This window comes from Gluconacetobacter dulcium (assembly GCF_014174165.1).
In the GTDB taxonomy this organism is placed as follows: Bacteria; Pseudomonadota; Alphaproteobacteria; order Acetobacterales; family Acetobacteraceae; genus Gluconacetobacter; species Gluconacetobacter dulcium.
In genome coordinates, this window is sequence record NZ_JABEQN010000020.1 from 1 (window position 1) to 16,243 (window position 16,243).

The following is a 16,243-nucleotide window of genomic DNA, read 5'->3' on the forward strand; positions in this document are numbered from 1 at the left end:
ATCACCAATTCCCGCGTCTCCATCGAACGCCGCTGCTATTCGCGCCATGCCGCTTCCCTCCCATCGGAGAGAACCTAGCAGATTATCACTCTAAGTGAACAGTATTGGGGGGAGCCCCATCCCTTGCAGCCCCATCCCTTGTGACGCAGCGTGCGGACGCGCGGAGCGGACGATGGGGGTATCCCGGTGGGGCGTGGCGCGAAGCCAGAGGCCCAGCAGGAGGAAGGGAAACGCCGCCAGAAAGGGGATGCGCCAGCCCCATGACAGGAAAGCGGCTTCGGGCAGTTGGCGGGCAGCCCAGAGAGCCGCGCCCCCCAGGACCATGCCGGCGGCGACGCCGGACTGGGTCAGGGCGAACGCGATCCCGCGATGGCGGGCGGCGGGATTGTCGGCGCCGAGCAGGAGCACGGCGCCCGCCCATTCGCCGCCGGCGGCGAAACCCTGGGCCAGTCGCAGCACCAGCAGCAGAAGCGGCGCCAGCACCCCGATCGTCGCCTGGCCCGGTAGCAGGCCGATGGCTGCGGTGGCGATGCCGATGATCGTAAGGGTGTAGCGCAGGGCGCGCGCGTGGCTCAGCCTGTCGCCCAGCAGCCCGAACAGGATGCCGCCGGCGGGGCGGACCAGAAAGCCCGCACCGAAGACCAGCATGGGCTCGATCTGTGCCAGCAACCCGTCATCGTGCCGGGCGAAGAACAGGCGCTGGAAGACCAGCGGTGTGGCGGCCGTGTAGAGCGCGAAATCATACCATTCGACGATATTGCCGATCGTGGCCGCGGCGACGGTGCGGAGGCGGATCGTCGTGACATGCCCGGTCGGGCGGGCATGGGAGGGGGTACATTCTTCCTGCGTGGATGGCTGGGTCATGAATGCCGGTTTCCGGGAGGGGCGGTCCCTGATTAAAGATTCTTTATCGTTATAAAACCTATATCGAAATGGTGGCATTTTCAACTGATTTATACTATAGCCTGATCGATGCAGGGGCACCGTTCCTGATCGTTCGTCCGCCATGACAGCCTGGAAAAGTAGAGAATGCTCCCATTCGCCATGCGCGGGCCGCGTCCGCTGCCGACGACCTTCCTGTTCGGTTGTGCCTATGTACTGTCATTCGTCGACCGGCAGATCCTGTCCCTGCTGATCGGGCCGGTAAAGGCCGATCTGCATCTGAACGATTTCCAGTTCGCCGTTTTGAACGGCTTTGCGTTCGCGGTCCTGTATTCGGTACTCGGACTGCCGATCTCGATGCTGGCCGACCGGTTTCCACGGCCGCCGATCATCGTCGGCGGCCTGGCCTTGTGGAGCCTGTCCACGATCGGCTGCGGATTGTCCGATGGGTTCTGGGGGCTGTTCTTCTGCCGGATGGGCGTGGGGATCGGCGAGGCCGCGCTGGTGCCGGCCGTCTATTCCTTTCTGGCCGATATCGTGCCGCCGGCACGGCTGGGGCGGATCATCGCCCTGTTTTCCGCCGGTTCGTTCCTGGGGGCCGGACTGGCCTATCTGTCCGGCGGGCTGCTGATGGACGTGCTGCATGCCGGGGCCGTGCCCGGCGGCCTGGTGCCGTGGAAGTTCTGCTTCGTGATTGTCGGCCTGCCGGGCCTGCTGCTGGCGGCGGTCATCGCATTGTTCGTCCATGAACCCTCAACGCGCGGCGCGATCGAGGCGCGAGCGGGGTTGATGAAAACATACGAATTCATTGTTGGACAGAAATGGCTGTTTCCTCTGCATTTCCTCGGATACTCATGCAGTGCGATCATGCTGTTCTCGCTCATGGCCTGGTCGCCGGCCTATCTGATGCGCGTCATGGCCATGCCGCACGGCACCGTCGGGGGCGTCATGGGAGCGATCGCGATCGTCTGCGGGTGTGGTGGGATCTATACCAGCGGGCGACTGATCGATGCCCTGACGACGCGCGGGATCGTCCAGGGGCCGATGATCGTCGGAGCGGGAGGCATGGCGGGCGCGGCGCTGATGTTTCTGGCGAGCGCCCTGTGCGGCAAGGGAAATGCGGGCCTGGTATTCTTTGCGCTTGCGTTCTTCTTCGCCTCCTTTCCCATGGCGCCGTCGGCCTTCGTCATTCAGACGGTATCGCCGCGTGCGATGCGGGCGCAGATTTCGGCGATCATGTTGCTATGCAATGCCCTGATCGGATTGTCGGCAGGTTCGATGCTGATCGGCATGCTGGACGACCGGGTGTTCACCGCCGCGGACGGTATCCGATACGCCCTGCCGATCGTGGCGGTGACCGCCAGCATGGCCGGCGCACTCATGATCGCGGGGACGGCGCCGTTCTATCTGAAGCGCCATCGCGCCCTGTCGCACGCGCCGTAGAACGACGAGGGACCGATGACCTTCGTGAACCCGACTCTTGTCCCGTAATTCACCATTATGGCGGGCTGCGAATCCGATGCGAAACCGTCACAATTAACTTGAATTATCCACTATTGCCTCATAGCATCAACTGACAGGCTTCGTCCGTCGCAGCAGCTTTGCAATCCGCAGGTGGTGAGAATCGTGTGTTTCGATGCAATCGGCCGTCAGCTTTGTCGGCGTCAGTCGGGATGCCGTTTGAGAATCGGGATCACGAATCCTGTCCGGCCCCTGTGTCGGGAGAAACGGGGCGATGCCTGACGCGCCGCTGCTGACCGGGATTCGCTCCGCGCGCGTCTCCGGCGGGCATGCGTCCTTCCCGACACATCTTACGCAACAGGGCATGGTTTCGGCCGCCCCATGCAACATGGAATACTCCATATGACGACGGTGCAGTGTCTCCCGCAGGTTCGGGATTTCCTTTCCCGCGAACATGGACTCTTCTTGGATGGAGAATGGGTTTCGTCGTCGGGACAGGAGCGGATATCCGTTTTCGACCCCGCGACGGGCGAACCGATCGCCTCCATCGCCGATGCGACAGCAAAGGACGTAGACCGGGCTGTCGCGTCAGCGAAGCGCGCTTTCGATTCGGGCGTGTGGCGGCTGATGCGGCCGGGCGAGCGCGAGCGGATCCTGCTCCGTCTTGCCGATCTGGTGGAGCGGGACGCCGAAATCCTTGCCCAGCTTGAAACGCTGGAGCAGGGAAAATCGATTGTTCTCTCGCGGATCGTCGAGGCGGGGGGCGCGCAGAGCTGGATACGCTATGTGGCCGGGCTGAGTACGAAAATCACCGGACAGAGCCTCGATGTCTCCATCCCGCTGCCGCCGGACGCGCGCTATACCACCTATACGAGCAAGGAGCCGATCGGCGTGGTCGCCGGTATCGTGCCGTGGAACTTTCCCCTGGCGATCGGTGTGTGGAAGGTGCTGCCGGCCCTGGCGGCGGGTTGCTCGGTCGTCGCCAAGCCGTCCGAGGTCACGCCGCTGACCTTGCTGAAACTTGCCGAACTGGCCAGCGAAGCCGGCGTGCCCGATGGCGTGTTCAACGTCGTGACCGGCCTTGGTGCCGTCGCGGGCGATGCGCTTGTGCGGCATCCGGATGTGGCGAAAGTCAGCTTTACCGGGTCGACACCGGTCGGTAAGCGGATCGCCCGCGTCTGCGCGGACAGGCTCGTGCGTGCGTCGCTGGAACTTGGCGGAAAAAATCCGGCCATCGTGCTGGCGGACGCGGACCCGGCGCGTGTGGTCGCCGGCCTGACGCTCGCGGGGTTTCTGAACCAGGGACAGGTCTGTGCGGCCTGCTCGCGCGTCTATATCGAAGCGCCGCTGTTCGACCGTGTGGCCGAGGGGTTGCGGGACGTCATCGCCGGCATGCGCATCGGACCCGGCATGGACGAGGCCGCGCAGATCAATCCGCTGGTCTCCGCGATGCAGCAGAAGAAGGTGCGGGCTTTTGTCGATGGCGCGGTCGAGCGGGGGGCGGAGGTTGTTTTTGGACAGGAGGTTCCCGATACGTCCGGTTTCTATGTGCGCCCGGCGCTGGTGCTGAATCCCGACGACGCGATTCCGCTGGTCAGGGAAGAAGTCTTCGGGCCGGTCATGACGCTGACACGGGTCGCGGACGCGGCCGAGGCCCTGGCGCGCGCGAACGACACGCCGTTCGGGCTGGCCGCCAGCGTCTGGACGACCAGCCTGGCCGCCGCGATGGATATGCCGCCACTGATGCAGGCCGGAACGGTCTGGGTCAACAGCCATGTCATGATCGATCCGAACATGCCCTTCGGCGGTGTGAAGGAATCCGGAATGGGCCGGGATTTCGGTACCGGCTGGCTGGATGCCTTCACCGAGACCAAGACCATCTGCATCCGTCATTGAGGGGATTGGGTACCATGCGCAGCGCGGCTTTTTTTCGGACATTTGGCGCGGCATGTCTGGTCGCGGCGGCACCGCTGCGCCTGGCGGCCGCCGACCTCGCCCCCGCGCCCGCGGCGTCCACGCCCCTCGCGGACCCCGTGCCGCGTGGCGACTGGCCCCAGTATGGCCGTACGGCGTCCGAGCAGCGATACAGCCCGCTGGATGCGGTCAATACCGCAACCGTCGGCCGCCTGGGCCTGGCGTGGCATCAGGACCTGCCCTCGATGCGCGGCGAGGAGGCGACGCCGCTCGTCATTGACGGCATCATGTACGTCACCACCAACTGGAGCCGCGTCGAGGCGCTGGACGCCGCGACGGGCGCGGTCCTGTGGCACTACGATCCGGGTGTGCCGGGGACGGTCGCCAGCAGGGGGTGCTGCGATACCGTCAATCGCGGCGCGGCCTACTGGAAGGGCCGGATCTATTTCGGAACGTTCGACGGGCGGCTGATCGCTCTGGATGCCCGGACCGGACACTTGGTCTGGAGCGTCGATACCATCCCCGTCGATGCCGCCCTGGGGGATATCCGCTCCTACACGGTCGATGGTGCGCCGCGTATTGCGAAGGGCGTGGTCATGATCGGCAATGGCGGGGCGGAATTCGGTGCCCGAGGCTTCGTCTCGGGCTTCGATGCCGAGACCGGCAAGCTGAAATGGCGGTTTTTCACGGTCCCCGCGCCCGGCAACAAGCCCGATCACGCCGTCTCGGACGCGATTCTGGCTAAGGCGGCGTACCCGACATGGAGCCCGGATGGCGGGTGGGTCCATTCCGGGGGCGGTGGAACGGTCTGGGATTCCATCGTCTACGATCCGGTGACCGACCTGGTCTATCTCGGCGTCGGCAACGGTGCGCCCTGGAGCTACAAATTCCGCTCCAACGGAACCGGCGACAATCTGTTTCTGGCCAGCATCGTGGCGATCCGGCCGGAAACGGGCGAATATGTCTGGCACTTCCAGGAAACGCCGAAGGATCAATGGGATTTCACGGCCAGCCAGCCGATGATGATCCTGGATCTGCCGCTGAAGGGGGAGATGAGGCACGTCATCGTGCAGGCCCCGAAGAACGGCTTTTTCTATACGCTTGATGCCCGCACCGGTGCCTTCATCTCCGCCATTCCCTATACGTTCCAGAACTGGGCCAGAAGCATCGACCCGGTCACCGGCCGGCCGGATATCGTGCCCGATGCCATGTGGTCGCTGACCGGAAAGACATGGATGGGCATTCCCGGTTCGCTGGGGGGGCATAATTGGGCACCCATGTCGTACAGCCCGAAAACGGGGTATGTCTATATTCCAGCCCAGCAATTGCCCGAACCGTTCAAGGCGCGCGAAAATTTCAGGCTGCACGGCATGGGCGTGAATCTTGGAATCGACATGACCGGCCTGCCGGACGATCCGCAGGTCGTGGCCGAGGTCTCGAAGACGGTTCAGGGGTGGCTCCTGGCATGGGACCCGGTTGCGGGCAAGGCGGCATTCCGCGTTCCGCACGACGCGCCCTGGAATGGGGGCGTCCTGGCAACGGCGGGGGACATCGTGTTCCAGGGCACGGCGACCGGCCGCTTCGAGGCATATGACGCACGGAACGGGAAAACGCTCTACACGTTCGACGCGCATACCGGTATCGTTGCGCCGCCGATCAGTTATGAGGTCAAAGGACGGCAATATGTCGCGGTCATGGCCGGCTGGGGCGGGGTCTTTCCATTGATGGGCGGCGCGTTGGCGCGAATCCGCAATCACAGCGTCAATCACGCGCGGCTGCTGGTGTTTGCCCTGGATGGTAAGGACCATCTGCCGGTGGAAACCCGCCAGGGGCAGGTCCCGGTCCGCAATACGCTGCCCTTCGATGCTGCGCGGGCACAGCGCGGCTATGCGCATTATCAGGATTATTGCATGGCCTGCCATGGCGACAACGCGATTGCGGCCGGTGTGCTGCCCGACCTGCGCTGGTCCGGCGCGCTTGAAACGCGCGACGGATTCTACAGCGTCGTCGGACGGGGCGCGCTGGCCAATTACGGCATGGTGGGGTTCGACAAGGCTCTCAGCCCGAACGATATCGAGGATATCAGGAACTTCCTTTTGAAAAGGTCCAGGTGACCGGGGACGGTCGGGATTGGAAAATTCGCAAAATCAATCCTGACACGAAACAATAATGATAGACATATCGCTTGAACATTCACATAATAACCTCATCGGAGCCTGCTGAGGTCGTGTAACAGGGGATGGGCGCACTCACTCAGGGAGTGCGCCCAGGTGGCCTGCCTGTGTTCCGATATATTACGATATCGTTTTGATATACATGTGGATGAAGGGAGAAATGAGGATATGCGATCAGGCATATGCAATGCCCCTGCGGACTGGCAGATATTCCGTAAGAAGCGCGGCGTGGGAACCATGCTTCGCTTTACCGGTTGCTCCGCCCTGACCATGGCGCTGATACTGAACGCGGCTGCTGCCGAGACCGCTCGGACGAAGAATGCCGGCGCGAGCACCGCGAAGAAAGCGGCGTCGGCGAGTCCTCCGGCCGGCAAGCCGGCCCCACACTATCAGGCGGCACATCTGGAAGATGTGATGGTCACGGCCCGGCGGCGCAACGAGCGTATCGAGCGGACCCCGATTTCCATGACGACCGTTACAGGAACACAGTTTACCGAGCGGGGGATTACCTCGATCGCGAAGATACAGGATCTTTCGCCGAACATCACATTCGGCAATGTCGCCTCGAATTCCGGTGTTGCGAACGCCGCCGCCGTCTTTATCCGCGGTATCGGCCAGACGGATTTCTCGTTCGGCGTCGATCCGGGCGTTGCCATGTATGTCGATGGCGTTTATGTCGGCAGCCCTGTCGGCTCGGTGCTGAATATGGTGGATATCGGCAGTGTTTCGGTGCTGCGCGGTCCGCAGGGGACGCTGTTCGGGCGAAATACGATCGGCGGCGCCGTTTCCGTGACATCGCTGGCACCGGACAGCGTGCTGGCGGCCAGGGCGGACGTGAAATACGGAACGGCCAACCGGATCAATGCCCGCGCATTCTTCAATGTGCCGCTGGCGGAACATCTGTTTGCGAATTTTTCTGTCGGCAGTTTCATGCAGGACGGATACGTGCATGCGCCGTATCAGAAGAACCAGCGTGAAATGGGCAGCCAGGACAGCCGCGTCTTCAAGGGCGCAGTGCGATGGAACCCCGTCGAAAAGCTGAACATCACCCTGCGCGGCGACTGGAACCGGGATCGCAGCAATGGCGCCCCCTTCGTGACCACCGGTGTCAATCCGGATTCGACCAATGGGATGATTTCCCTTGCCAACACTCTTGCCGGCGGCAGCCTGACGAACTGCACGGGACCGAACTGCTATAATTCCCGCTATTTCAGCAAGAACACCAATTACGGGTCCGACCCCGATTTCTCGAACCTCGTCGGCTGGTCGACCTCCGCGACGATCGACTATGAACTCTCGCGTTATCTGGAGCTGAAATCGATCACTTCCTATCGGAAGAGCATGGGCAAGTTTGCCCAGGATCGCGATGGATCGCCGATCGGCATCAATTACGTCTATGACAATTATCAGGAAAAGCAGTTTTCCGAAGAAGTGCAGGCGAACGGGCGGGCGTTCAACAATCATCTGCATTACTCGGCCGGTGTGTATTATTTCGATCAGTCCGGATACGATATCAATCCGACGCAGTTCTATATCATGAGCCTTCTCAGCGGCGGCTCGTTTACGGACAGGAGCTACGCGGCCTACGCGCAGGCGACCTATTCCGTGACGAAGAAGTTCAATATTACCGCCGGCGTGCGCTACACCGAAGACAATAAAAGTTTTCTGCCCAACCAATATTACAAGAATACCATCGGGCCGCCGATTTTCTACGAACCGTATGGCACACGTCTGGTCCCGTATCAGCGTTATCACAACAACAACGCGCGCTGGACGCCGATGGTGAATCTGTCCTACCAGATCACACCGGAACTGATGGCGTATTCGACGTTCTCGCAGGGATTCAAGGGCGGGGGCTTTACCCAGCGCCTGGCCAATATCGCCCCGGCCGCGCCGTCGTTCCGCCCGGAAAGTGTGAATTCCTTCGAAGGCGGCCTGAAATTCTATGGGCTGGGACACAGATTGCGCGTCAGTGCGGCCGGATTCTTCACGTTCTACGACGACGTGCAGTTGCTGGTGGCCGATGCCACCAATATCGGACCATACTACACCAATGCCGGCAAGGCGCAGATCTCGGGCTTTGAACTGGAATCGCAATACGCGCTTGGCGATGGATGGTCGGTCATGGGTTCGGTCGGCATGACCGATGCCCATTATACGAAGCTGACATCGAGCGTTCAGGGACTCAATCTGGATACCATGTTCGTTCTTGTATCGAAATGGACTGGAAACCTGGGTCTGTCCAAGCGGTTCGATTTCGGCACGTATGGCACGCTGACGCCGCGCGCGGATGCGACGTATCGTTCGCGCTATAATGCCAACCTGAATGCGATCATGTATGATACGCTGATCCAGAAGAAGTTCATCACGGTCAATCTGAGCGCGCGATGGCAGAGCAAGAGCGAGCGTTATAATTTCATGGTGGGGCTGGATAACGCCACGAACGAGAAGTTCATGGCCTGGGGCAGCTACTCCGGCAGTTTCGGGAACTTCCAGAAATCCTTCGATCGCGGCCGGCAATGGTATATTCAGGGCGGCGTGTCGTTCTGACAGTTCGACTGATGGTCTGACTGATGGTTCGTGGGTGGATGTCTTTCGTCGCGTTCCGGTCTTCGACCCGTTCGCTGTCGGCCGTCGCGGTATCCGCCGGGCAGGGAGGCGCATCCTGCGCTGCGCCATCCTGCCCCTTCAGAGAGCCGTGGGGGCGACCGGGCCGTTAAGGCCGCGCCGCTCCGAGGCTTCGGAACATGGAACGGGTGCGGCTTATGCGGGGCCGCCCCCGCTCGCCAGCGCGCATGTCCGGAGCCTTTCCACCCAATGCCGTCTCGACGGCAAGGCGCTGGCTTACCGGTTATGCGGACATTCTCATCTGTTCGACCCTGCGTATTCAGGCAGGGGATCTGTTCTCGATGGACGTTCAGTCGTCCTGCCGGGACTTTTCCCATCGGCGGCGGGCGCGCCAGAACGCGGTGGCCTCCGAATAACCGAGAGAAAATCCGATCTTGGAAAGATGGCCCTCTCCGTTTTCCATGCGGGCGGCGGCATTTTCCCGCCTGAACTCATCAAGGCAATGCCGCAGCGTTACACCCTTCTCCTGAAGGCGTCTCTGCAATGTTCTTGACGAGAGACCGAGGGCACCCGCGATAAACGATACCGTTATCTTTTCCCGCCCTATATGATTTTCGATCACGGCGTGGACACTCGTCATGATCTCGTCCTGATGATCGTGTCCGGAAATATCGTCTATGTGCCGTTCGAGTATGTTGATCAGGCCGCGATCTTCCTCGCGCACGCTTTCGTCCAGCCGGTTGCTTTCGAAAATGATGGCATTGCCGGGGGCGCCGAAGACGACGGGACTGCGGAACAGTCGTTCCAGCTTTCGCGCCTGACCGGTATCGTCATGCTCGAACCGGATTTCGACCGGTCGCCAGTCGGCGTGGAAATACATGCGGATCATCTGGCAGAGGCTGGCCAGGGAATATTCGGCGTCCTGACGGCGCGGCCATATTCTTCGATCCCTGATGGAATAATGCACCGTCGATATTTCGGAATCGAAGTCGAAATAGAATGAACTGTGACTCTGAAAGGTGTCGCCTTCGGCCGCGATTCTCTGAAGGGCGCGCCCGAGCGTGCCGGAAAGCGAGAACAGCACGCCTCTCGGCCCCAGGTCGGACGGTCTGAACCCGTTGCCGATATCCGCCCCCAGCATCGGATTGTTCAGACGCGATGCGGCGAATTCGAACAGGCGGACATAGGCGTTCAGCGAAACGAAACTATATGGATTTCTGGCATCATCCATATTGATTCCGTATTTTTTAAAAGAATCCTTCGCATCGAATCCTCGGGACACCAGATGCTGGAGCACCGGCCGCAGCGCCGACGCACGCAGGAAGGGATAGCTCGGCAGGGTCGGTTTGTGTTCCCGCATCGCTTTTGGCCATCATGATGAACGATGGCGCATAATGTTATCTTTTTGGCGCACTATGCAATACGGTTCGACCTCTCCGGCACCGTAACGTTGCGACACGATAACGTGTGCTTCGGAGGAGGAACATCAGATGAGTGGCAAGCCTCTGAACGGCCCGCCCGGCGCGATGACGATCAGCCTCTTCGTGATCTCCGCGGCGGCTCCGCTCACAACCGTGTTCGGGGCTGTTCCGGCCGCCTTTGCTTCCGGCATGACATCGGTGGTGCCGGAGATGTTCCTGTTGACGGGCCTGCTGTATCTCGCCTTTTACAAGCTGCTTCTCTCGGCCGCACGCAGCATGCCGGCATCCGGCGCCTATCATACCTATATCGCACACGGGCTGGGCAGGCGCGTCTCGTTCGCCATGGGGGCCGTTTCGCTGGTGTCCTACCTGTTCATCCAGCTGGGCGTGGCGGCGCTGTTCGGCGTCTTCATTCGTGACGTGCTCGGTCCCGCCGGTGCCTCGCTCTCGCCCTGGGTGTGGAGCATAGCGGCACTGTTGCTCGCCAATCCGCTCTGTCGGCGGCCCGTCAGGACATCGGCGCTGATTCTGGGCCTCATCATCGGCGTCGAACTGTCGGTGCTTTTCATCGTCAATCTCTTCCTGGTCTTTCACGCGAATATTCCCGGCAGCCTGCACAGGAGCTTTTCCGGTGCCGCATTGATGCATGACAGGACCGGTGCCACGCTGGCCTTTATCGTGGGTTCCTTCGTCGGGCTTGAAGCCACGTCGATGTTCAAGGACAACACGCCACAGGCGGCACGTAACGAGCGACGGGCAACCTATCTCTCGGTCCTGGTCATCACGCTCCTGTATGTCGTGTCCGCATACTGTATCGAGGCCTATTATTTTCCCTCGGATATCGCTGCCCAGGCGGTGCAGAAGCAGGAAGGGCTCTATTTCGACGCGATCCGCCTGCTCATGGGACAATGGTGCAATGCGGGCATTCGCATCCTGCTGATCGTCAGCCTGTTCGCCTGCATTCTCTCGCTCGGCCGCAATATCGATGAATATCTGTCGTTGTTTCTTTTGTTGCGTGACAGGGCCTCATCGGCCAGGCGCGGTGCGACTTATCATGTCCAGACCGCGTCGTTGATCGCGGGGGTGATGCTCTGCCTTGTTTTCGGCCTTGACCCGTACCGTGTCGTTTTTCCTGTCTGTTCTGAAATCGCGATATTCGGCATCGTTGTTACCCAGATAGCCGTCTGTCTGTCTTTCGTCGCCGGCCTTGGTACGGGAGGCCGGACGATGCTTCCTCGTTCCATGATGCCGTGGGTCGCGCTCGTTCTCGCCGGGCTTCTGGTCGAGTTCGTCTTCATCGTCGTGAATCCCCAGATCCTTTGCCGGAACTCGCTGATTCTTTCGTGCTGGCCGCTGGCCGGCATCGGCCTGACCGGCATTCTGACCTTCCTGATCGCGCCCCGTCGCATGACCGTCTGACCGCGCTTCGCCGCGCATATTCATCAATCGTTCTGACTACTGGAAAACGAAGAGAAAGGACGCCCATCATGTTGCCTTTGCAGCAGCCTTGCAACCGGGGGCCTGTCGCCTCGTCCGCGGCCGGCATCCGGCATGCCCGACCGTTCGTTCGTCGGGAGAGAGCCACGATGGCGCTGTTCCTGTTTGGCGTCAGCGTGCTGGCCTTGTCCGGCGCGCGCGCCGAGCCGGTGTCGCGGCATGCCGTCAAGGCATCGCATCCGGCCGGTGCCGGTGCCGGTGCCGGTGCTGGTGCCGGTGCCGGTGCTGGTGCCGGTGCTGGTGCTGGTGCTGGTGCCGGGCGGCGTGCGCCGTCACGGACACGGACCCCGCTCCGGACCCCTGCCAGGACGGCGGAAACCCTGACCGTCAGTACCCGCCGGCTTGCGCACAGTCCGGCGGAACAGGTTGTGACCCGCACGACGCTGGATCGCTTCGTGCCCGGCTCCAGCCCGCTTCAGGCGCTTGCCATGACCACGCCGGGCGTCTCTTTCGCATCGGACGACCCTTATGGTGTGGATAGCTTGGCCAATACCACCTACATGCGGGGGTTCAGCCAGAACCAGCTTGCCTTTGCGATGGATGGCGTACCGCTGGGCGACCAGTATTTCTTTTCCGGCAACGGTCTCGATATCAATCAGGCAGTGATCCAGGACAATATCGCGACGGTCAGCGCCTCGCAGGGCGCGGGCGCGCTCGACGTGCCGGGTGCGGAGAATCTGGGGGGCGCGATCCAGTTCACGACCGCCGATCCGGAGAACAGGATGGGGGGACGGATTTCCCAGACCTTTGGCAGCAACGCCAATTTCCGGACCTTCGGCCGCTTTGACAGCGGTGTGCTCAACCCGACGGGGACCAGATTCTACGTCGCCTACGCCCGGACCGACAACAAGCTGTGGAAGGGTTACGGGCATCAGACCGAGCAGCAGGCCAATATGAAGCTCGTCCAGCCGCTCGGTCCGCATGGGACGCTCACGGGGTTTTTCGGCTGGTCCAACTACAACCAGAACAACTACCTGAACATGAGCATGAACATGGTGAACCGGCTGGGGAAGGACTGGAGCTATCTGACCCCGAACTATCAGGAAGCCTATGATGCCGCGAACGGCATTTACACGCCCGCGGTGCAGGCACTGGGCAACGGCGCGGACGAGGCGTTCGCGACCTATTACGACGCGGCGACCATCCAGCGGAACTATCTGTCCTATCTGAAGCTGAACGAAGACCTGACGTCGCGGCTGTCATCCACAACCCTGTTGTACGCGCATGTGGGTAGCGGGGATTCCGAGGCTTCGGCCACCATTCCCTCACCGAACGGGGCCAGCCTCTCCCAGTCCGTCATCATGATGAACACGCGACGTATCGGCGGTATCCAGAGCTTTCATTACACGCTGGGCCGTCACACCATCCGGACGGGATTCTGGTTCGAGAACGAGACGTCGGACATGCCGGAGCGGCTGTTTGCCCAGCCCTATCCGGGCGAAGGGCCGGTCCGCTCGGCAACCGGGCCGTTTGTCGGGCCTTATGCGACCGCATGGGCCAGTTCCTTCAGCACCAATCTGTTTCAGTTCTATCTTCAGGACGAATGGCAGATCAGGGACGATCTGCGGCTTCTCGCCGGATTCCGTTCGCTGACGCAGACGACGCACGGCGGCGCGTCTTATAACAATACCGCCTATAGCGGCCAGGATGCGCTGCCTTCCGGGTCGCTCACCGCGTCCAATGCGTTCCTGCCGCACGTCTCGTTGAGCTGGCACCCGATCCTGAATCATGAATTCTATGTCGATATCGCCGAGAATATGAAAACCTATCCTTACAGCATCTGGGGCAGCAATCCCTCGGGCCTGTGGGGCGACTCCAACCAGCAGGCGTTCCAGCAGGGCAGGCAGGGCCTGCGTCCCGAGCGCACCTGGACCTATGTCGTGGGCTATCGTTATTCATCCGACCTGCTTTCGGCCAGCGTCGATTATTTTCATATTCATTATTACAATCGTGCCCTTACCGTCACGACGGGGCCGGTTTACCAGCTTGTCAATTCCTATTCCGATGTGGGGTCGGAGACGACCGATGGCGCGGATGCGGCTCTGACGATCCGTCCGATTCGTAACCTGTCGATCGACAACATGTTCAGTTATGCCGATGCGCGATACCAGGGCGGCACCATGTATGGCGGCGAATATTACAATCTGAACGGAAAGAACCAGGTTGCCTATCCAAAATATATGTACAAAGCGGGTATCAGTTATCAGGTCCGGAATGTCATGTTGAATTTCAACGTGAACTATCTGTCCCGTCGTCCTCTGTCTTATATGAACGACGCGCATGTGCCGTCATACTGGCTGGCCAATCTTGGCGTTTCATACGATTTCGGTGCGATCGGCGTGCTCCGTAATCTGAAAGCCTCTTTTAATATCTATAACCTGTTTAATACAACCTATATCGGCGGCATGGGGGTTGCAGGCTTTCCGATGGCGGGCGATCTGCCGACGGTGTTCGTCGGTGCGCCCCGGCAGTTCTTCGGGACTCTGTCCGCCCGTTTCTGATGTCCGTCGCGGCCCCGCATGGACCGGAGCCGCCGGACATGTGCGACTCTGTGCCGCGTATAAAAGAAAGATATCCATTCATGATGAAGACGAGCCAGGATTCTGTATCCCTGTCGGAGACGACGGTGGGGCAGGGGCTTCCACGCATCGATTTCCTCTATCTCTCCGAACAGGACATGCTGCGCGCGGGCGTGGCCGACATGGCTGGCTGCGTCGATACCATGGAGGAGATGTTCGCCCTTCTCCACGCTGGCGATTACCGTATGGCCGGCCCCAACAGCGATTCCCACGGCGCCATGGTCAGCTTTCCCGCACATTCGCCTTTTCCGACGATGCCGAAGCCGACGCCGGATCGGCGCTTCATGGCAATGCCGGCTTATCTGGGTGGCCGGTTCGGAACAACGGGCATGAAATGGTACGGATCGAACATCGCCAATCGGGAGAAGGGTCTTCCCCGTTCCATCCTGATGTTCATGCTTAATGATACCGATACCGGCGCGCCGCTGGCCCTGATGTCGGGTAACCTGCTGTCCGCTTATCGCACCGGCGCGATCCCCGGGGTGGGCGCGCGCCATCTGGCACGGGCCGATGCGCGGAGCATCGGCATTCTCGGTCCGGGGGTGATGGCGCGCACCGTACTCAGTGCCTGCATCGTGGCCCGACCGGGGATCGACACACTCAGAATCAAGGGGCGGGGACAGGCGAGTCTCGCGGCGTTCTGTGCCTGGGCACGAGAAACCTATCCGCAGCTCCGCGAGATTACGGTTGTTGAGAGGGATGAGGATGTGGTGAGGGACAGCGATATCGTCAGTTATTGCACGTCCGGCAGTGCGGGCGACGCGCGGACCTATCCCATCGTCCGGCGTGACTGGGTCAAGCCGGGGGCGTTTATGGCCATGCCGTCGCTCTGCAATATCGATTCCGGTCTGGAAGATAAGACTGTCCGGAAAGTCGTCGATAATATCGGATTGTATGATGCCTGGTATGAGGAAATTCCGCACCCGCTCCATAACACGGTGCCGATGATCGGCTGCAAGTTCATGGACATGATTGCCGATGGACGCATGGCCAGGGAAGAGCTGGAGGATATCGGCGGCATCGTCGCGCGCGACGCGCCGGGACGGCGCAATGACGACGAGATCATCATCATGTCTGTCGGCGGCATGCCGGTCGAGGATGTGGCGTGGGGCACGGTCATCTACCGCAACGCGATCCGTGACGGAATCGGCGTCACGCTCAATCTCTGGGACCGGCCGGTCCTGGCCTGATGCCGGCAACGAAAGGAAACATCATGTCCACGATACGCAAGGTCGCCACGGCGTCCATATACGAGGCAATGGGCAGCTATTCGCGCGCCGTTGCCGTCGGTGACTGGATCTTCGTGTCCAATACCGCTGGGCGGGACCCACAGACACAGGAAATGCCGGAGGATGTCCGCGACCAGACGATTCAGGTCTTCGCCAATATCTCGCGTGCTCTTCAGGCCGTGGATGCCGATCTGGCGGATATCGTGGCCGCCCGCATCTTCGTGCAGGACCCGAAGGATGTGCCGATCGTCATGGGCGTGGTGGGCGAAAGCTTCCGGGCCAGTCGTCCGGCCGCCACCGTGACCTGCCCGCCCCTGGGGAGCACGATCTACAAGGTCGAACTCGAAGTCACCGCCTTTCGCGGCGCATCGCGCATGCCGGTCGAGAGCGTGGTGATCTGAGAGCCAGACCGAAAATGCGCGCTGGCGGCGATCCAACGCGTGTTCCCTGCGCTTCGGTGCTCGGAAACACATGTCGGGCGCGGCCCGACACGGGCCGCTCTCGCTCGCCAGCCCACA

At 61.3% G+C, this 16,243-nt stretch carries 10 protein-coding genes; 8 read left to right on the forward strand and 2 right to left on the reverse strand.

All coding sequences use genetic code 11. The features are described from left to right. Positions 1-90: 90 nt before the first annotated feature. Positions 91-864, reverse strand: coding sequence for an MFS transporter (locus HLH25_RS14845; RefSeq protein ID WP_182974815.1), 774 nt, complete (start codon positions 862-864; stop codon positions 91-93). 165 nt (positions 865-1,029) lie between these two features. Between HLH25_RS14845 and HLH25_RS14850 the strand changes: the two genes are divergently transcribed. The 4 genes from HLH25_RS14850 (at position 1,030) to HLH25_RS14865 (ending at position 8,981) form a co-directional block, all read left to right on the forward strand. Beyond that, positions 1,030-2,325 carry an MFS transporter gene (locus HLH25_RS14850; RefSeq protein WP_246402514.1) on the forward strand — a complete coding sequence of 432 codons (1,296 nt, stop codon included), beginning with the start codon at positions 1,030-1,032 and terminating at the stop codon, positions 2,323-2,325. A gap of 483 nt (positions 2,326-2,808) precedes the next feature. Next, positions 2,809-4,239, forward strand: coding sequence for an aldehyde dehydrogenase family protein (locus HLH25_RS14855; protein WP_281376860.1), 1,431 nt, complete (start codon positions 2,809-2,811; stop codon positions 4,237-4,239). 14 nt (positions 4,240-4,253) lie between these two features. Next, positions 4,254-6,371, forward strand: a complete 2,118-nt coding sequence (locus HLH25_RS14860) for a PQQ-dependent dehydrogenase, methanol/ethanol family (protein WP_182974817.1) — start codon at positions 4,254-4,256, stop codon at positions 6,369-6,371. Positions 6,372-6,668: 297 nt separating this feature from the next. Beyond that, positions 6,669-8,981, forward strand: coding sequence for a TonB-dependent receptor (locus tag HLH25_RS14865; protein WP_182974881.1), 2,313 nt, complete (start codon positions 6,669-6,671; stop codon positions 8,979-8,981). 367 nt (positions 8,982-9,348) lie between these two features. On the opposite strand, the gene HLH25_RS14870 is transcribed toward HLH25_RS14865, so the two are convergent. Beyond that, positions 9,349-10,359, reverse strand: coding sequence for an AraC family transcriptional regulator (locus tag HLH25_RS14870; protein ID WP_182974818.1), 1,011 nt, complete (start codon positions 10,357-10,359; stop codon positions 9,349-9,351). Positions 10,360-10,489: 130 nt separating this feature from the next. On the opposite strand from HLH25_RS14870, the gene HLH25_RS14875 reads away from it, so the two are divergent. The 4 genes from HLH25_RS14875 (at position 10,490) to HLH25_RS14890 (ending at position 16,126) form a co-directional block, all read left to right on the forward strand. After that, positions 10,490-11,839, forward strand: coding sequence for an APC family permease (locus HLH25_RS14875; protein ID WP_182974819.1), 1,350 nt, complete (start codon positions 10,490-10,492; stop codon positions 11,837-11,839). Positions 11,840-12,006: 167 nt separating this feature from the next. After that, positions 12,007-14,418: a TonB-dependent receptor gene (locus HLH25_RS14880; RefSeq protein WP_182974820.1), complete on the forward strand. Its 2,412-nt coding sequence runs from the start codon at positions 12,007-12,009 to the stop codon at positions 14,416-14,418. An 80-nt stretch (positions 14,419-14,498) separates the two neighbouring features. Then, a complete protein-coding gene (locus HLH25_RS14885; RefSeq protein WP_182974821.1) occupies positions 14,499-15,686 on the forward strand; it encodes a tyramine oxidase subunit B in 1,188 nt (395 codons plus the stop codon). A gap of 23 nt (positions 15,687-15,709) precedes the next feature. Next, the gene (locus tag HLH25_RS14890) at positions 15,710-16,126 is read left to right on the forward strand and encodes a Rid family hydrolase (RefSeq protein WP_182974822.1); all 417 of its coding nucleotides are present in this window, start codon (positions 15,710-15,712) and stop codon (positions 16,124-16,126) included. Positions 16,127-16,243 lie beyond the last annotated feature (117 nt).